Annotated in this window: 15 protein-coding genes; 2 read left to right on the top strand and 13 right to left on the bottom strand. The window is 68.0% G+C overall.

Annotated elements, in window-relative coordinates:
* Window positions 1-440 precede the first annotated feature (440 nt).
* Genes tyrS through PUN71_RS19485 form a run of 3 tightly spaced genes read right to left on the bottom strand, consistent with a single transcriptional unit; the run spans window position 441 to window position 4,758 of the window.
* Window positions 441-1,754, bottom strand: a complete 1,314-nt coding sequence (tyrS, locus tag PUN71_RS19495) for a tyrosine--tRNA ligase (protein ID WP_277799733.1) — start codon at window positions 1,752-1,754, stop codon at window positions 441-443.
* A 34-nt stretch (window positions 1,755-1,788) separates the two neighbouring features.
* The gene (locus tag PUN71_RS19490) at window positions 1,789-4,017 is read right to left on the bottom strand and encodes a HelD family protein (protein WP_277799732.1); all 2,229 of its coding nucleotides are present in this window, start codon (window positions 4,015-4,017) and stop codon (window positions 1,789-1,791) included.
* Between the two features lie 51 nt (window positions 4,018-4,068).
* Entirely contained in the window at window positions 4,069-4,758 is a 690-nt protein-coding gene (locus tag PUN71_RS19485; protein ID WP_277799731.1) for a DNA-3-methyladenine glycosylase, read from the bottom strand.
* A gap of 131 nt (window positions 4,759-4,889) precedes the next feature.
* Here PUN71_RS19485 and PUN71_RS19480 point away from each other — a divergent pair, with 131 nt between their 5' ends.
* Window positions 4,890-6,377 carry an AlkA N-terminal domain-containing protein gene (locus PUN71_RS19480; protein WP_277799730.1) on the top strand — a complete coding sequence of 496 codons (1,488 nt, stop codon included), beginning with the start codon at window positions 4,890-4,892 and terminating at the stop codon, window positions 6,375-6,377.
* Window positions 6,374-6,868: a methylated-DNA--[protein]-cysteine S-methyltransferase gene (locus PUN71_RS19475; RefSeq protein ID WP_277799729.1), complete on the top strand. Its 495-nt coding sequence runs from the start codon at window positions 6,374-6,376 to the stop codon at window positions 6,866-6,868. The genes PUN71_RS19480 and PUN71_RS19475 overlap by 4 nt, the downstream gene beginning before the upstream one ends.
* A 66-nt stretch (window positions 6,869-6,934) precedes the next feature.
* On the opposite strand, the gene PUN71_RS19470 is transcribed toward PUN71_RS19475, so the two are convergent.
* From PUN71_RS19470 to argC, 10 genes are all read right to left on the bottom strand, one after another.
* Window positions 6,935-7,672, bottom strand: coding sequence for a maleylpyruvate isomerase family mycothiol-dependent enzyme (locus PUN71_RS19470; protein ID WP_277799728.1), 738 nt, complete (start codon window positions 7,670-7,672; stop codon window positions 6,935-6,937).
* 37 nt (window positions 7,673-7,709) lie between these two features.
* Window positions 7,710-8,258 carry a pyridoxine/pyridoxamine 5'-phosphate oxidase gene (locus tag PUN71_RS19465; RefSeq protein WP_277799727.1) on the bottom strand — a complete coding sequence of 183 codons (549 nt, stop codon included), beginning with the start codon at window positions 8,256-8,258 and terminating at the stop codon, window positions 7,710-7,712.
* A gap of 68 nt (window positions 8,259-8,326) precedes the next feature.
* Window positions 8,327-9,754: an argininosuccinate lyase gene (gene argH / locus PUN71_RS19460; RefSeq protein WP_277799726.1), complete on the bottom strand. Its 1,428-nt coding sequence runs from the start codon at window positions 9,752-9,754 to the stop codon at window positions 8,327-8,329.
* Between the two features lie 5 nt (window positions 9,755-9,759).
* Window positions 9,760-10,965, bottom strand: a complete 1,206-nt coding sequence (locus PUN71_RS19455; RefSeq protein ID WP_277799725.1) for an argininosuccinate synthase — start codon at window positions 10,963-10,965, stop codon at window positions 9,760-9,762.
* Between the two features lie 45 nt (window positions 10,966-11,010).
* Entirely contained in the window at window positions 11,011-11,541 is a 531-nt protein-coding gene (locus tag PUN71_RS19450; RefSeq protein ID WP_018771558.1) for an arginine repressor, read from the bottom strand.
* Window positions 11,541-12,542: an ornithine carbamoyltransferase gene (gene argF, locus PUN71_RS19445; protein ID WP_277799724.1), complete on the bottom strand. Its 1,002-nt coding sequence runs from the start codon at window positions 12,540-12,542 to the stop codon at window positions 11,541-11,543. The genes PUN71_RS19450 and argF overlap by 1 nt, the downstream gene beginning before the upstream one ends.
* A complete protein-coding gene (locus PUN71_RS19440; protein ID WP_277799723.1) occupies window positions 12,539-13,810 on the bottom strand; it encodes an acetylornithine transaminase in 1,272 nt (423 codons plus the stop codon). The genes argF and PUN71_RS19440 overlap by 4 nt, the downstream gene beginning before the upstream one ends.
* On the bottom strand, window positions 13,807-14,766 hold the full coding sequence (argB, locus tag PUN71_RS19435; protein WP_277799722.1) for an acetylglutamate kinase: 960 nt from the start codon (window positions 14,764-14,766) through the stop codon (window positions 13,807-13,809). Before argB ends, PUN71_RS19440 begins: the two co-directional genes overlap by 4 nt.
* A gap of 43 nt (window positions 14,767-14,809) precedes the next feature.
* Window positions 14,810-15,976, bottom strand: a complete 1,167-nt coding sequence (argJ, locus tag PUN71_RS19430; RefSeq protein WP_043455284.1) for a bifunctional glutamate N-acetyltransferase/amino-acid acetyltransferase ArgJ — start codon at window positions 15,974-15,976, stop codon at window positions 14,810-14,812.
* On the bottom strand, window positions 15,973-17,004 hold the full coding sequence (gene argC / locus PUN71_RS19425) for an N-acetyl-gamma-glutamyl-phosphate reductase (protein WP_277799721.1): 1,032 nt from the start codon (window positions 17,002-17,004) through the stop codon (window positions 15,973-15,975). The genes argJ and argC overlap by 4 nt, the downstream gene beginning before the upstream one ends.
* Window positions 17,005-17,042 lie beyond the last annotated feature (38 nt).

Genomic DNA, 17,042 nt, shown 5'->3' with positions numbered 1-17,042 from the left:
ATTTGAAACCAGCTAAAAAAACCATGCACACCACGGGGTGGCGCACACAGCACATTTCAACCAATCACATTACATAATCGGTATCAACAAACTTGGCACACTATTGAGTTCTCAAACAACAGACACATTCGAATATTCCCGGAACAAATTCACAAGAGAATTTCTTTTCCGTATTTCTTCGCTGCGATGTTTTTATCTTATTTCATTCATATTCACTTTTGCAAATCCGGTTGTTTTCCCGGAATTCACCCAGTGGAATGAATCCGCCCAGCAGAATGAGAAGCATTCTTCGTTCCATGCACCGCATGGCCGAGAATTGCTTCTCAATATCAGTTGGGGGTTTGTCACCACTCAGCGGCGGCGACTCAGAAAACAATACACGCCCTCCGACAGCCGTGCAAATCGGCTGCCGAAAGGCGTGCATGAAGCTATTGAAGGTGCTAGGGAACCAGCACTTCCACGGTGGCAAGGTTCTTCTTCCCCCTGCGCAGGAGGAGGTACTGGCCATGGAGGAGCTCCGACTCGGAGATCACAGCGTCAGGATCCGAGACTTTCTCGTTGTTCACGTAGGCCCCGCCCTCACCCACCGTGCGGCGGGCAGCGGACTTGCTTTCGGAAAGGCCGGAGGCAACCAGCAGGTCCACAATCCCCATCTCATCCACCTGCACAGTGGTGGAAGGAAGTTCGGAAGTGGCCGCCTGCAGCGTTGCCTTGTCCAGGGTGGACAGGTCACCGTTCCCGAACAGCGCAGCCGAAGCGGCGATGACCTTTTCGGTCGCTTCCACACCGTGCACCAGGGAGGTCACTTCGAACGCCAGCTTCCGCTGCCCTTCACGGGCGAACGGACGCTCGGCCACCGACACCGCGAGCTCGTCGATCTCGGCGCGTGTCAGGAAGGTGAACACCTTGAGCCGGTCCACCACGTCAGCGTCGGCCGTGTTAAGCCAGAACTGGTAGAAGGCGTAGGGGCTGCACATGCCGGCGTCCAGCCAGATGGCGTTGCCCTCGCTCTTGCCGAACTTGGTCCCGTCCGAGTTGGTGATCAGCGGCGTGCCCAGGGCGTGGACGCTCTTGCCCTCCACCTTGCGGATCAGTTCCGTACCGCTGGTCAGGTTGCCCCACTGGTCAGAACCGCCGGTCTGCAGCACGCAGCCGTAGTCACGGTACAGCTGCAGGTAGTCCATGCCCTGCAGGATCTGGTAGCTGAACTCCGTGTAGCTGATACCTTCCTCGGAGTTCAGGCGTGATGCCACCGCATCCTTGCGCAGCATGGTCCCCACCCGGAAGTGCTTGCCCACTTCACGCAGGAAATCGATGGCGCTCAGCGGCGCGGTCCAGTCCAGGTTGTTGACGATCCTGGCGGCGTTGTCGCCCTCGAAGCTAAGGAAGCGGCTGACCTGGGCCTGCAGGTAGCCAACCCACTCCGCCACCGTGTCCTTGGTGTTCAAGGTACGTTCCGCCGTCGGCCGGGGGTCGCCGATCATGCCGGTGGAGCCGCCCACCAGCCCCAGCGGCTTGTGTCCGGCCAACTGGAGCCGCCGCATCACCAGCAGCTGCACCAGGTTCCCCAGGTGCAAGCTGGGCGCGGTGGGATCGAAGCCGCAATAGTACGTGACCGGCCCGTCGGCGAGAAGCTTTTCAAGCTCCGCTTCGTCGGTGGAGACATGGACCAGCCCACGCCACTTCAGTTCCTGCCAAATGTTGGCGAAAGTGGGGTCGTTGCGCTGCGGTTCGAGGTTGTTCAGTTCTGGCACGCTTCCTAAGTTAGCAGTAAGGCCCGAGGCCCCGTCAGCCGGCGATCCCGGCGGGCACCGGCTGAGAGGCAATCAGCCGCAAGCGCTGCGTGGCGCGGGTCATCGCCACATACAGGTCCCCCACCTTGCCGTGTTCATGGTTGAGCATCACGGACGGCTCCAGGACCACGACGCCGTCGAACTCCAGGCCCTTCGCCTCCCGGGGGCTGATGACCACGATGTCCTGCTCGTAACTGCCGGCGCCCGTCCCGATCCTGCGCCCGTACACCCCACGCAGCGCGGCAGTGGCCGCGGGCAGGAGGTCACCGTCGGCAATCACGGCGAGCAGGCCGCCGTCGAGCGCTTCAAGTTCCTCCGGCAGCACCTCCACCAGCCGGTCCACGATCCCGCCGTCCGCCACTTCGTCGATGATCGGTGCCCAGCGCCCTTCCCGGACTGCCTTGGGCGCGGAGACCACCAGGCCCGCTGCGTTGGCCATCCGGACGGCAGCTTCGGCGATCTGCGAGGGGGTGCGGTAGTTGACGGTGAGCTCTTCCAGCTGCCAGCGGTCCCCAAACATGGGCCCCAGCGCCCCCTGCCAGGAGTTGGCGCCGGCCACGGAACTGGTCTGCGCAATATCCCCCACGATGGTGAAGGACTTCAGCGGGCAGCGGCGGACCAGGAGCCGCCACTGCATGGGCGAAAGCTCCTGCGCCTCGTCCACCACGATGTGCCCAAAGGCCCACGTGCGGTCGCTGGTGGCGCGCTCGGCCGCGGTCAGGCGTGCTTCCTGCTCCTGGTTCTGCTCGGCAAGCTCCTCTGCAGACATCAGCGGGTCCACGCCTGCCGCCTGCATGTTCACCAGGGTTTGCTTGGCATTGGCCAGGTCCCGGGCACGGTCGTGTTCCTGCTGCGCCAGCCCCCGCCCTGCAGCGGGGTCCAGTTCACCGAGCAGTTCGGCGGCTTCGTCGAGCAGCGGGACATCGGACTCGGTCCACGGGGCATCGGCGGGACGCTGCAGCAGTGCCCGTTCGGCGGGCGTCAGGTTGGGGGTGCAGAACTCGAGGATTTCCGGCTTGCTGAACAGATCAGTGATCAGCTTCTCCGGGGTCATGGGCATCCAGCACAAATTCAGCGCGATCCGCACGTCGCGTGCAGTGCGGACGTCCTCGGCCAGGTAGGAACGGTCTGCGTTGTTGCCGAGATTGCCGGCTTCGACGAGTTCGGTCATCTGTTCGGTCAGTTCGCGCAGCAGGATCTTCACGAACGTCACGCGGGCCTCGTTGTACGGCTTGCCGGTGGCGCGCGCCCGTTCGCGGGCGCGCCGTACCTGCCGGGGCGTCAGGGTGAGCTTGCGCCCGTCCACCTCAAGGATCCGGTTTTGCGCCGGGACGCGCATCCGGTTGGAGACGGCGTTGGCCACGATGGCAGCCATGTCCAGGCGCCCCTTGATGGCGGCAACATCCGCGTCGGCTTCGGGGACTGCGTTGATGCCGGGCATCAGGCGGCCCAGGCTGGCCATGGCCACGCCCGTCTCGCCCAGGGAGGGCAGCACCCGCTCGATGTATTTCATGAACGACGACGACGGTCCCACCAGCAGCACGCCGGCACTCTTGAGCCGGTCACGGTGGGTGTACAGCAGGTAGGCGGCACGGTGCAGGGCCACGGCAGTTTTTCCCGTGCCGGGCCCGCCCTGGACCACGACGGCACCGGAGATGGACGACCGGATGATGCGGTCCTGTTCGGACTGGATGGTGCTGACGATGTCCGACATGCGGCCGGTGCGCTTGGAGTTCAGTGCGGCCAGCAGGGCGCCCTCGCCCTGCAGCGACTCATCCTCGGTCAGCATGTCCGCGTCCAGGACGTCATCCTCGATGGCTTTGACGTCACGCCCCTGCAGGATCAGGTGCCGGCGGCGGCGGACGCCCTGCCGGTCGAAGGCCGTGGCCTGGTAGAAGTGGCCGGCCTCGGGGGCACGCCAGTCCACCATCAGCCGCTGCAGGTCCTCGGTGGTCAGCCCGATACGGCCGATGTACTGGGCTTCACCGGAGTCCAGGTCCAGGCGGCCGAACACCAGCCGGTCATCGACGGCGTCCAGCTGGGCCAGGCGGTCTTCATACAGTGCAGCGAACGCATCACGTTCCGAAACGTTCTGCATGGTGCCCACGGCTCCGGCGCGCCGCACCTGTGCCAGCTGGCGGCGCTTTTCCTCCCGGAGTTCCTCCAGCCGGGCATACAGGCCGGCTACATACTCCCGTTCGTGGGCCAATTCGGCGTCGTGCATCAACGTTCCCCTATCGCGAAAGACAGACCGTCCATTCTACAACCATTTCCCTTAACGCCGGTGAAACGTTGCAGGAGGCAGCGGACCGACGGACTGCTTCCGGATCCGGGGCTTGGCCGCCTTGTACTTGGAGACGGTCGGGTCGCCGGTGAGCCAGAACCGCCACGCGTATTCCTCTGATCCGCCGGCGCCGGCCACGCCCACCCGCGGACCGGAACTGACCGGCCCGGGGGTGCCGGAGGGAAGTTCCAGCGCGAAGGGTGGCGCCAGGGCGTCGCGGCCGCTGTCCGCCGTCGTCAATCCCAGCGCCTTCGCCAGGCGGGCCGGCCCGCTGGCCAGGTCGGCGGGGCTTTTCGACGTCGGGCGGCGCCGTTGTGCCAGCCCGATGCCGTCCACGATCTCCCCCGCCCGCAGCAGCAGGGCGGACGCGACGCCGGCCGGGCCGCACACGATGTTGGTGCAGTGGTGCATGCCGTAGGTGAAGTAGACGTAAAGGTGCCCGGCCGGGCCGAACATCGGCGCATTGCGGGGTGTGGGGCCGCGGTAGGTGTGCGAGCCGGGGTCGGGGTGCAGGGAGTCTTCCGGTCCGAGGTAGGCCTCCACCTCGGTCAGCCTGACGGATACGGCTCCATCGCGGGACTCGTGGGTCAACACGGCGCCCAGCAACTGCGGGGCAAGCTCGCGGGCATCCCCGGACAGCAGGTCACGAAGCTGCTCCCGGGCCGGCATGCTCTGGTTCATTCGTAGACCTTACCCGGATGCCGGGGTTTTCATCCGCCTGCAGAACCGGCGCCCGGCGCCCGGTTCCGGACGTTCACGGCCATGTCCGATTTCCGCTAGAAGCAGTGCGCGTCGGCTGGCAGGATGGAGGAATGGACTTCTGGCAGCGCTACCGGGCAATCGATGCCCGCGACCCCCGGTTCGACGGCCAGTTCTTCACCGCCGTCCGCACCACGGGAATCTACTGCCGCCCCTCCTGCCCGGCCCGGACCCCCAAACCGTCCAACGTGACGTTCTACGAGACGTCCGCCGCGGCCCATGAGGCAGGCTACCGCGCCTGCAAGCGCTGCCTGCCGGAGGCGGTTCCGGGCACCCCGGCCTGGAACGTGCGGCAGGACATTGCAGGCCGGGCCATGCGCCTGATCAACGACGGCGTGATCAACCGGGACGGGGTGGCCGGCCTCGCCGCACGCCTCGGGTATTCGCCGCGCCAGCTCAACCGGATCCTGGGCCAGGAACTCGGTGCAGGTCCCTTGGCGCTGGCCCGTGCCGCACGTGCCCAGACCGCACGCACGCTGCTGGTGTCCACCGGCATGAAGCTGGCCGACATCGCCTTCGCCGCCGGCTTCAGCAGCGTACGGCAGTTCAACGACACTATCGCCGAGGTGTTCGACATGACGCCCACGGCATTGCGCAATACGGGGCGGCACGGCCCTGCCGGTGGGGCTGCGGCGGGATCGACCGCACTGGTGCTGGGCCTGCCCTACCGGCCGCCCTTCGATCCCGGCATCTTCACGTTCCTTGCCGTGCGCGCGATCCCCGGGATCGAGGAAGGCACGGCCACCTCCTACGCGCGCACCCTGCGGCTGCCCCACGGCGACGCCCGCTTCCGGGTGGAATACGACGCCGAAGCCCGGGAACGGCCGTTGACCCTCACCGTCGGCGCGGTGGACCTCCGCGACCTGGCCGCCCTGCTCAGCCGGGTGCGGCGGCTCTTCGACCTCGACGCCGATCCCGGCGCGATCGACGGCACGCTCGCCGCCGACCCCCGGCTGGCTGCCTCCGTTGCCGCGGCACCGGGGATGCGGATGCCGGGAGCAGTGGATCCGCAGGAACTCCTGGTCCGGGCCATGGTGGGCCAGCAGGTTACGGTGGCGGCAGCCAGGACAGCCTTGACCCAGTTGTGCGCGGCGGGCAGTCCCGCCGGTGCCCCCGGCGACGGCCTGGACCGCATGTTTCCCACTCCGGCGGAAATCGCAGCTGCAGGACATCTGCTTCGCGGCCCCCGGCGCCGGACCGAGTCGCTGCTGCATGCTGCAGAGGCCATGGCCCGCGGCCGCCTGGACTTCGGATACGGTGACGACCTTCCGGGCCTCTCCGCCGCACTGCTCCCCCTGCCCGGCGTCGGACCCTGGACCGTTGGCTACGTGGCCATGAGGGTCCTCGGTGCCCCGGACATCTTCCTCGCCAACGACGCCGCCGTGCGGAACGGGATCCGGGCCCTCGATAATGGTGGCAGCGTCCTCAGCCCGGACTTCAGGGAAACCAGCCCGTGGCGCTCCTACGCCACCATGCACCTCTGGCGGGCCGCAGCCAAGCCCGCCCCCGTACCAGCCGTTCCCGCGAAAGGGATGCCATGAAAGCCCAACTCCTGCAGCTGTCCACGCCGGATGGTCCGTTCACCATCCTTGCCACGGACGGCGTAGTCCTCGCCTCCGGCTGGACGGCCGGCCTCCCGGAACTGGCCGGACAGGTGCACCCCGCGCTGCGTCCCGACGCCGTTGAAGAGGTGGCGGATCTTGGCGGAATTTCAGCCGCCGTCGAAGCCTTCTATGCGGGCGACCCTGCGCCGGCCATGGCGGTGCCCGTCCGCCAGCAGTCCGGCCCGTTCCGTGCACACGCCTGGGATGTCCTCCGCCAGGTCAAACCCGGCGCCCCCGTCACCTACAGCGAATATGCTGCGCTGGCCGGGAACCCGAAGGCGGTCCGGGCTGCCGCCAGTGCCTGCGCCTTCAACGCGGCGGCCCTGTTCGTCCCCTGCCACCGGGTAATCCGGACCGACGGCTCACTGGGTGGTTTCAGGTGGGGCCTGCGGATCAAGGAGAGCCTGCTGGCCCGCGAAGCCGCCTGACCGCTCCGTCCCCTGCCGCGACGTGGCACTTCACCGCAGTGCCATCTCGCGGAAAAGGTCTGATCCTTACTTGGGTTCTGGAAGCGCCGACGGCCACGGCAGCAGGGCGGGGAGGTCGGTGCCGTCCCCGGCGGCGGTGGCGCGGAGGCTGTCCAGCGACGGCTGCCGCCCCGCGAGCCACGCGGCGATGTCGGTGATCATGCCGCTGACGACGACGGTGCTGCCGCCGGCGCCGAGGGTCAGCGGGGGAAGTGCCACGGGCTGCACGACGAGCCGGGTTTCCGCGGGAACGCGGGCGGCCAGGAAGTCGAAGAGGTGGGAGCAGAAGTCCCTGTTCCAGACCTCAGGTCCCGTGCCTGCATCCAGGTCGGCGGTGTGGATGACCAGTTCCCGCCAGAGCGCCAGCCCGGCGTCGAAAATGGCGCCGTCCCGGAACGCGATGCGCGTCTGCCATTCGTCCTCCCCCAGCGCATCGAAGGCCGCCAGTGCCCGCTGCACCGCGGCCGCGACGTCTTCCCGGTGCTCCTCCAGGCTGTGGCCGGCGGCAAGCTCGATGGCCCGGTTGCGGCCGTCCACGCCGCCGTCGTACAGCTCCACCTTTTCGCCGTGGCGTCCGTACTCCACCTGGCGGGCGAGGGCGTCGCAGATGCCGGCGATGTGGGCCAGCAGGTGGCCGCGGCTCCAGCCGGGAAGGGTGGACGGCGCCTTGTCTCCGCCGGCCGGAATCCGGTCCACCGCGGCGGTCAGTGCGTCCGCGGCCTTGTGCAGTTCAGCGAGGAGGGCATCGGGGGATGGTGAGGTCATGCGGCCAGCCTAGCGGAGCGGCCGGCCGGCCCGGGGCCTATTCCAGCGGCGTTCCGTCCGGTCCGACGCGGTGGCGGACATGCCGGCCGTCGTTGCTGGCCTGCCAGAACTCGATCTCCAGGGGCTGCAGCGCGTACAGCTGCCAGTTCGGGTTGTCGCTGCCGTCCGCGCGCGGCCGTTCGTGCCAGTCAATGCTGGAGGCCTCGGCGGACAGCTCGGCCACGCTGCCGGCCAGCCGGACCTGCCGGCCCAGGGCCGGCCAGTAGAAGTTCATCGCGGCCCGGGGCGCCGCCGCAAGTTCCCGGCCCTTGCGGGAGGTGCGGGACGTGGCGAAGTGCCAGCCGTCGTCGTCAATGTTCTTCAGGATGAGCATCCGCGAGGACGGCTGCGGGCCCTCGCCGCCAGCCGTGCCCACCGTGGCCAGGCTGAAGGCGTGCGGCTGCTGCTCCCCCGCGTCCAGGGCCTCATCCAGCCACTGCTTGAAAAGCAGCGCCGGGTCCTGCGGCGCATTCTCCGGTTCGAAGCCGGGCAGGTCGGACGGGAAGTCGGGCAGGGTGCGAAGGAACTTGCGGAACGTTTCGCTCATGGACCCAGCCTAGCCACAGACGCCAAGGGCCCGGGGAACATGCCCCGGGCCCTTGGCCACAATGTTTCCTACCCGGCGTACTCCCGCACGCCGGCAAGCTCGGCTTCCAGCGCGGTGAGCTGGCGTTCGACGGCGGCCGGTGCCGTCCCGCCCTGCGAGTTCCGGCTGTTGAGCGAACCCTCCGTGGACAGGACGGACCGGACCTCCGGGGTGAGGTGCTCCGAGATCGCGGCGTACTCTTCGTCCGTGAGGTCCCACAGCTCCACGCCGCGGGACTCCGCCTGCTTGACGGCGGCGCCAGACAGTTCATGAGCCTCGCGGAACGGCACGCCCTGGCGGACCAGCCATTCGGCGATGTCCGTGGCCAGCGCGAAGCCCTGCGGGGCCAGCGACTCCATCCGCTCCGTGTTGAAGGTCAGGGTGGCGATCATCCCGGACACGGCCGGGAGCAGCAGCTCCAGGGTGTCGGCGGCGTCGAACACCGGTTCCTTGTCCTCCTGCAGGTCGCGGTTGTACGCCAGCGGCAGGCCCTTGAGCGTGGCCAGCAGCCCGGTCAGGTTGCCGATCAGGCGCCCTGCCTTGCCGCGGGCCAGCTCTGCCACGTCCGGGTTCTTCTTCTGCGGCATGATCGAGGACCCCGTGGAGTAGGAGTCATGCAGCGTGACGAAGGAGAACTCCTTGGTGGCCCAGAAGATGACTTCCTCTGAGATCCGGGACAGGTCCACGCCGATCATCGAGCAGACCCAGGCGAACTCGGCGAAGACGTCGCGGGAGGCGGTGCCGTCGATCGAGTTGTGCACGGCGGAGAAGAACCCAAGGTCGGCCGCCACTGCTTCCGGGTCCAGCCCCAGCGAGGAGCCGGCCAGGGCGCCCGAACCGTAGGGCGAAACTCCGGCGCGCTTGTCCCAGTCCTGCAGCCGCTGCACGTCGCGCAGCAGGGCCCAGGCATGGGCCAGCAGGTGGTGGCTGAGCAGGACCGGCTGCGCGTGCTGCAGGTGCGTCCGTCCCGGCATGGCCACACCGTGGTGGGCCTTGGCCTGCTCCACCAGGGCATCTACCGTGGCCAGCACGCCGCGGGCAATGATCCGGGCATGGTCCCGCAGGAACATCCGGCCCAGCGTGGCCACCTGGTCGTTGCGGGACCGGCCGGCGCGGAGCTTGCCGCCCAGCTGCGCTCCGGCGCGCTCGATCAGGCCACGCTCCAGGGAGCCGTGCACGTCCTCGTCGGACTCCGCCGGCAGGTAGGCGCCGGAGGCAACGTCCTCATCCAGCTGCGTCAGGGCAGCGAGCATGCCGTCCAGTTCGGCGTCGTCCAGCAGCCCGGCCTTGTGCAGCACGCGGGCGTGGGCCTTGGACCCGGCGATGTCGTAGCGGGCCAGCCGCCAGTCGAAGTGCGTGGACTTGCTCAGCGCCGCGAGGGCGTCGGCGGGGCCGCCGGCGAACCGGCCGCCCCACAGCGCTCCCGCATTTGTGGCTTCGGTCTTGTGCTCAGCCACAGGGGCTACTTTCCTGCGACGCGGATGTCGCGGCCGGAGGCAACCTTGGCGGACATGCCCCACAGCTCGATGAAACCCTTGGCCTGGGACTGGTCGAAGGTGTCGCCGGTGTCGTAAGTGGCCAGCGAGAAGTCGTACAGCGAGGTGTCCGAACGGCGGCCGTTGACGATGGCCTGCCCGCCGTGGAGGGTCATGCGGATGTCGCCGGAGACGTACTTCTGGGTGTCCTCGATGAAGGCGTCCAGGGAGCGCTTCAGCGGGGAGAACCACTGGCCGTCGTAGACCAGTTCGGCCCAGCGCTGGCCGACGGTGGCCTTGAAGCGGGCCTGCTCGCGCTCGATGGTGATGTCCTCGAGGTGCTTGTGGGCGGTGATCAGCGCCATGGCGCCGGGTGCTTCATAGATTTCGCGGGACTTGATGCCCACCAGGCGGTCCTCGACGACGTCGATGCGGCCCACGCCCTGGGCGCCGGCGCGGCGGTTGAGTTCCTTGATGGCCTGCAGCGGGGTGACCTTGACGCCGTCGATCGCAACCGGCACGCCGGCTTCGAAGGAGATGATGACCTCATCCGGCGCCGGCGGGAACTCCGGCGTAGCGGTGTAGTCGTAGATGTCCTTGGTGGGGGCGTTCCAGATGTCCTCGAGGTAGCCGGTTTCGACGGCGCGGCCCCACACGTTCTGGTCGATCGAGTACGGGTTCTTCTTGGTGGTCTCGATGGGCAGTCCCTTTTCCTCGGCGAAGGCGATGGCCTTGTCGCGGGTCAGGGCGAGGTCGCGGACCGGTGCGATGCACTTCAGGTCCGGGCCCAGGGTCTGGATGCCCACTTCGAAGCGGACCTGGTCGTTGCCCTTGCCCGTGCAGCCGTGGGCCACGGTGGTGGCGCCGAATTCGCGGGCTGCCTTCACCAGGTGCTTGACGATGACCGGGCGGGAGATGGCTGAGACCAGCGGGTAGTGGCCCTGGTAGAGGGCGTTGGCCTTCAGGGTGGGGACGCAGTACTCGTTGGCGAACTCGTCCGAGGCGTCTGCCACGTAGGCTTCCACGGCGCCGCAGCCGAGGGCGCGCTGGCGGATGGTTTCCAGCGATTCGCCGCCCTGTCCGACGTCGACCGCCACGGCGATGACCTCGGCACCGGTGGCTTCACCGATCCAGCCGATGGCGACGGAGGTGTCCAGGCCGCCGGAGTAGGCCAGCACAATGCGTTCAGTCACTTTAGATGCTCCTTGTTGGGGTTTGGTGGTTGATTGTCTTCAAGCTTATTGCCCGGCTTCCTCGGCCATTTGCAGGAAGCGGGCAGCGAGGTCCGGGCCGCCGAGCGGATCGCGTGACACCAGCAGGACGGTGTCGTCGCCGGCGATGGTGCCCAGGATGGACGGCATGACGGAATGGTCGATGGCCAGGGCGAGGAAGTTCGCCGCGCCGGGAGGTGTCCGCAGGACGGCGATGTTGGCCGAAGCTTCGGCCGTGACCAGCAGTTCGCTGCACAGCCGGGCGAGCCGGGCGTCCAGGATTTCCTGGGTGACGCCGCTCTTGGCAGCCCGTTCGCCGCCCTCACCGGGGACCGCATAGACCAGGACGCCTTCCTTGCCGCGGACGCGGACGGCGCCCAGTTCCACCAGGTCGCGGGACAGCGTGGCCTGGGTGACCTGTACGCCGTCGTCCGCCAGCAGCGCCGCCAGTTCAGCCTGGGAACGCACGGACTGCCCGGTGAGGATCGCGGTAATGCGGGCCTGACGGGCCGTCTTGGTGGCCGGGCTGGTGCCCGGGGAGGAAGGCTGGGCGGACACTAGAAGGTGCTCTCTCCGGTGCCTTCCACCGGCGACAGGCCTTCGACGAACGCAAGGCCTGAGCGGTGCATCAGCCAGGCCATCAAGGCTTTCTGCGCGTGCAGGCGGTTTTCTGCCTCGTCCCAGACGATGGACTGCGGGCCGTCGATGACGTCGGCTGAGATTTCGTAGCCCCGGTAGGCGGGCAGGCAGTGGAGTACGACGGCGTCATCCGCTGCGAGTGCCATGGCGCCGGAGTCCACGGAGTACTCCCGGAACAGCTGCAGCCGGGCTTCCTTCTCGGCTTCCTGGCCCATGGAGACCCAGGTATCGGTGGCCACGACGTCGGCCCCCTGCAGGGCTTCCTTAGCGTCGGAGGTGATGAGCACGGAGCCGCCGGTTTCAGCGGCACGCTCCTTGGCCGCCGCGACGATCTCCGCCGAGGGCAGGTAGCCTTCAGGGCCGGCGATCCGGACGTGCATGCCGGCGGTGACGCCGGCCAGCAGGTACGAGTTGGCCATGTTGTTGGCGGCGTCGCCGAGGTAGCTCATGGTGAGCCCCTTGAGTGCGCCCTTGTGCTCCTTGACGGTCAGCAGGTCCGCCAGGAGCTGGCACGGGTGGTAGTCGTCGCACAGGGCGTTGATGACCGGCACCTTGGAGTTGGCCGCCATGGCCACCAGGCCTGCGTGCGCCCCCGTACGCCACACGATGGTGGAGACCATCCGCTCCAGGACCTTTGCGGTGTCCTCCACTGATTCCTTGTGGCCGATCTGCGCCTCGCCCGGGTTGATGACCAGCGCGTTGCCGCCCATGTCCGCGATTCCGGTGGCGAACGAGACACGCGTCCGGGTGGATGTCTTGTCGAAGATCACGGCCACGGTCTTGCGGCCGTTGCCCTCGGCGGCGAACGGCTGGACGCTGTAGGGCGCGGCCTTCATCCGGGCTGCGAGTTCCAGGACTTCCGCCTGTTCGGCGGGGCTGAGGTCGGTGTCCTTGAGGAAGTGCCGGGTTGCGGTAGTCACTGGGCGTCCTTAGCTGTCTGGAGGATTGCCGGGAAAGCGGCGAGGAAGGTATCGGCCTGGGCCGTGGTGAGGATCAGCGGCGGTGCCAGGCGGATGGTGCGCGGGCCGGGGCTGTTGATGATGAAGCCTGCGTCCAGGGCGGCCTGCACCGCGGCGGGGGCGACGTCGGCGTCGAGGTCGAAGCCGATCAGGAGTCCTTCGCCCCTGACCTCGGTGACACCGGGGATGGCGGCCAGGCCGGAGCGCAGGTGCTCCCCCACCGAAACCACGTTCGCGAGCACGTGCTGGCTCTCCAGGGCATGCAGGGTTGCCAGCGCCGCTGCGGTTGCCACCGGGTTGCCGCCGAAGGTGGTGCCGTGCTGGCCCGGGGACAGCAGCGACGATACGTGCGCGCCAAAGGTGACCAGGGCACCGATGGGGAAGCCGCCGCCCAGCCCCTTGGCGAGCGTGACGGCGTCCGGGACGATCCCGGCGTCTTCGCTGGCCAGCCATTTGCCCGTCCGGCCAATGCCGGTCTGGACCTCGTCCAGGATGAGCAGGGCACCGGTCCTGGCAGTCAGCTCCCGGGCAGCCCGGAGGTACTCCGCCGAAAGTGGCCGTACCCCCGCTTCACCCTGGATCGGCTCGAGGAAGACCGCCGCAACGGTGTCGTCCACCGCGGCCTTGAGCGCCTCGATGTCCCCGAACGGGATGTGCTCCACACCGCCGGGCAGCGGCTCAAACGGCGCCCGGTAGGCCTCCTTGGCCGTGAGCGCGAGGGCGCCCATGGTCCGGCCGTGGAAGGCGCCCTCGAGGGCGATGATTTTGGTCCGCTTCGTCCCGCCCCCGCCGGTGTTGCGTCGGGCCAGCTTGAAGGCGGCCTCGTTCGCTTCGGTGCCGGAGTTGCTGAAGAACACCTTGGACCCGGCCGGGGCGTTGGCCAGCGAGAGGAGCTTTTCGGCCAGCGCCACCTGGGTGGGGCTGGTAAAGAAGTTGGAGACGTGGCCCAGGGTGGCCAGCTGGCTCGCGATGACGGAGGTCACGAACGGGTGGGCGTGGCCCAAGGCGTTGACGGCGATGCCGCCCAGCAGGTCGAGGTACTCCTTGCCGTCGGCGTCCCACACCAGGCAGCCGGCGCCGCGGACCAGCACCCGCTGCGGCGCCCCGAACACGTTCATGAGCGAGCTGGAGTAGCGGGCGAGCCACTCGGATCCGGCGTGGCCGGTGGTCTCCACGAGCTCCGTGACCGGGGTTTCGATGGACTCAACCACCGGGGTGTCCTTGTTCATGAGTTGCTCTCCTCGTCGGGGACCACCTGGGTGCCGATGCCCGCCGTCGTAAAAGTTTCCAAAAGCATGGAGTGGGCCAGGCGCCCATCCACGATATGGGCGCGTTCCACGCCCTCGTCGATGGCCTTGAGGCAGGCGGCCATCTTCGGGATCATCCCGGATTCGAGCCTGGGCAGCATCTCCCGCAGCTCCGACGCCGTGAGGGATGAAATCAGGGATGACTTGTCGGGCCAGTTGGCATAGAGGCCTTCGACGTCGGTCAGGATGACCAGCTTGGAGGCGCCGAGGGCGGACGCGACGGCGGCCGCTGCGGTGTCCGCGTTGACGTTCAGGACCTGCCCGGTGGGCTGGAACCGGGCGGTCCCGGACACGCCGTCGCCGCCGTCCACAATTTCCGGGGCCACGGTGGAGATCACCGGGATACGCCCGGCGTCGAGGATGTCCACAATGCCTGCGGGGTCGACGCCGACCACCTCGCCCACCAGCCCGAGGTCCACTTCCTCGCCGTCCACCACGGTCCCGGTGCGGACGGCGCGCAGGAGGCCGCCGTCCTCGCCGGACATGCCCACCGCGTAGGGGCCGTGCGAGTTGATGAGGCCCACCAGTTCGCGTCCCACCTGGCCGGTAAGGACCATGCGGACCACCTCCATGGCCTCGGGGGTGGTGACGCGCAGGCCGCCCTTGAACTCGGATTCGATGCCCAGCCGGCCCAGCATGGAGTTGATCTGGGGACCGCCGCCGTGGACCACCACGGGATGGATGCCCACGTGGTGGAGGAAGACGATGTCCTCGGCGAAGGCACGCCGCAGCTCGTCGTTGACCATGGCGTTGCCGCCGTACTTGATCACCATGGTGGTGCCCGCGAACCGCTGGATCCAGGGCAGCGCCTCGATCAGGGTGGCCGCCTTGTCCTGCGCGGCGGACATGCTGGTGTTTTCGCGTGTCTGGGTGTTCATGAGTTCACTTTCCACAGCGGGCTGTGCCTTGGGCGCGGCGCTCCTAGCTGGAGTAGGCGCTGTTTTCGTGGACGTAGTCGTGGGTGAGGTCGTTGGTCCAGATGGTGGCTTCCGCATCGCCTGCCTGCAGGTCGATCTCCACCAGCACTTCGCGGGGCTCCAGGTCCACCAGGCCGCGGTCGTCGCCGATGCTGCCGTTGCGGCAGATCTGGACGCCGTTCATGGCCACGTTGAGCTTGTCGGGCTCGAAGGCCGCATCCGTGGTGCCTACGGCCGACAGGACGCGGCCCCAATTGGGGTCCTTGCCGAAGATGGCGGCCTTGAACAGGTTGGAGCGGGCCACGGAGCGGCTGACGGTTTCGGCGTCGGCTTCGCTGGCGGCATTGAACGTGCGGATGGCGATGTCATGGCTGGCGCCTTCGGCGTCCGCAATCAGTTTCCGTGCCAGCTCCGCACAGACCTGCGTGAGGCCGGCGCCAAAGGCTTCCGCGGAGGGCACTGCCCCTGACGCACCGGAGGCCAGCAGGACCACGGTGTCATTGGTGGACATGCAGCCGTCTGAATCGGCACGGTCGAAGGTCACCCGGGTGGCGTCGCGGAGGACGACGTCGAGCATCTCGGGCTCCACGACGGCGTCGGTGGTGAGCACCACCAGCATGGTGGCCAGCCCCGGAGCCAGCATGCCGGCGCCCTTGGCGATGCCGCCGATGCTGAATTCCTGGCCGTCGGCGTCGCTGCCGATAAAGAGCGCGGACTTGGGGACGCTGTCGGTGGTCATGATGGCCGTGCCGGCGGCAGGGCCGCCATCAGTGCTGAGCGCGGCGGCAGCAGCCTCGACGCCGGGCAGGATCTTGTCCATGGGCAGCTGCTCGCCGATCAGGCCGGTGGAGCAGACGAAGACGTCGGTGGCGGAAATGCCCAGGACCTCGGCGACTTTTTCCGCTGTGCTGTGGGTGTTCTGGAAGCCGGTGGGTCCGGTGCAGGCGTTGGCCCCGCCGGAGTTGAGGATGACGGCGTCCACGCGGCCGTCGGAGACCACCTGGCGGGACCAATGCACGGGGGCGGCTGCCACCCGGTTGCTGGTGAAGACGGCGGCGGCGGCCTTGGCGGGGCCGTCATTGACGACCAGGGCCAGGTCCGGGTTTCCGGAGGCCTTGAGGCCGGCGGTGACGCCGGCTGCCCGGAATCCCATGGGGGCGGTGATGGTCACGGGGCTACTCCCTGCAGGTTGAGGCCGGCGGTTTCCGGCAGGCCGAGTGCGATGTTCATGGACTGTACGGCGCCGCCGGCGGTGCCCTTGGTGAGGTTGTCGATCACGCAGGTGACGACGACACGCCCTGCGTGGGGGTCGAACACCAGCTGCATGGCCGCGTGGTTGGAGCCCTGCACGGACTTGGTGGCGGGCCACTGGCCTTCGGGAAGCACGTGGACGAACGGCTCGTCCTCATACGCTTCGATCCAGGCCAGGCGCAGCTGCGCGGCGGTGGTGCCTGCCTTGACCTTTGCGGTGGCGGTGGTCAGGATGCCACGGCTCATCGGGGCCAGCGTCGGCGTGAAGGAAACGGTGACCTTCTCCCCTGCCGCGTTCGACAGGCCCTGCTCGATTTCCGGGGTGTGCCGGTGTCCGCCACCCACGCCGTAGGGGCTCATGGAGCCCATCACCTCGGAGCCGATCAGGTTGACCTTGGCGGCCTTGCCCGCGCCCGAGGTGCCGGAGGCGGAAACGATCACGACGTCGTCAGGCTCCAGCAGGTGGGCTGCGAACCCGGGGGTCAGCGCCAGCAGGGCCGACGTCGGGTAGCACCCCGGGACGGCGATGCGTTTGGCGCCCTTGAGGGCTTCCCGCTGGCCGGGCAGTTCCGGAAGTCCATAGGGCCAGGTACCGGCGTGGGCGGAGCCGTAAAACTTCTCCCAGGCAGCCGGGTCCTCGAGGCGGTGGTCGGCGCCGGCGTCGATCACCACTGTGCCTTCCGGCAGCTGCGCGGCAATTTCGGCGGAGGCACCATGCGGCAGCGCGAGGAAGACGACGTCGTGGCCTGAGAGGTTCTCCACCGTGGTGTCCTCCAGGATACGGCTGGCCAGCCCGTGGAGGTGCGGCTGGAGTTCACCGAGCCGGGATCCTGCATTGCTGTGGGCGGTGATGGCGCCGATGGTCACCCCGGGGTGCCCGGCAAGGAGGCGGAGGACTTCTCCCCCGGCGTAGCCACTGGCTCCCGAGACCGCAACAGAAATAGTCATGCTTCGACTATACAGCAATAGTTATGCATACCTATCGA

It is taken from the genome of Arthrobacter sp. NQ7 (genome assembly GCF_029581595.2).
GTDB lineage: Bacteria > Actinomycetota > Actinomycetes > Actinomycetales > Micrococcaceae > Arthrobacter > Arthrobacter phenanthrenivorans_B.
Note: the sequence above shows the minus strand (reverse complement) of the source record. Positions and strands in the feature narration are given on the sequence as shown.

Coding starts and splice junctions, on each gene's coding strand:
- argB (WP_277799722.1), bottom strand. CDS start 14,766: ATGAACACCCAGACACGCGAAAACACCAGCATGTCCGCCGCGCAGGAC.
- PUN71_RS19440 (WP_277799723.1), bottom strand. CDS start 13,810: ATGAACAAGGACACCCCGGTGGTTGAGTCCATCGAAACCCCGGTCACG.
- PUN71_RS19485 (WP_277799731.1), bottom strand. CDS start 4,758: ATGAACCAGAGCATGCCGGCCCGGGAGCAGCTTCGTGACCTGCTGTCC.
- PUN71_RS19475 (WP_277799729.1), top strand. CDS start 6,374: ATGAAAGCCCAACTCCTGCAGCTGTCCACGCCGGATGGTCCGTTCACC.
- argC (WP_277799721.1), bottom strand. CDS start 17,004: ATGACTATTTCTGTTGCGGTCTCGGGAGCCAGTGGCTACGCCGGGGGA.
- PUN71_RS19490 (WP_277799732.1), bottom strand. CDS start 4,017: ATGCACGACGCCGAATTGGCCCACGAACGGGAGTATGTAGCCGGCCTG.
- PUN71_RS19470 (WP_277799728.1), bottom strand. CDS start 7,672: ATGACCTCACCATCCCCCGATGCCCTCCTCGCTGAACTGCACAAGGCC.
- PUN71_RS19465 (WP_277799727.1), bottom strand. CDS start 8,258: ATGAGCGAAACGTTCCGCAAGTTCCTTCGCACCCTGCCCGACTTCCCG.
- PUN71_RS19480 (WP_277799730.1), top strand. CDS start 4,890: ATGGACTTCTGGCAGCGCTACCGGGCAATCGATGCCCGCGACCCCCGG.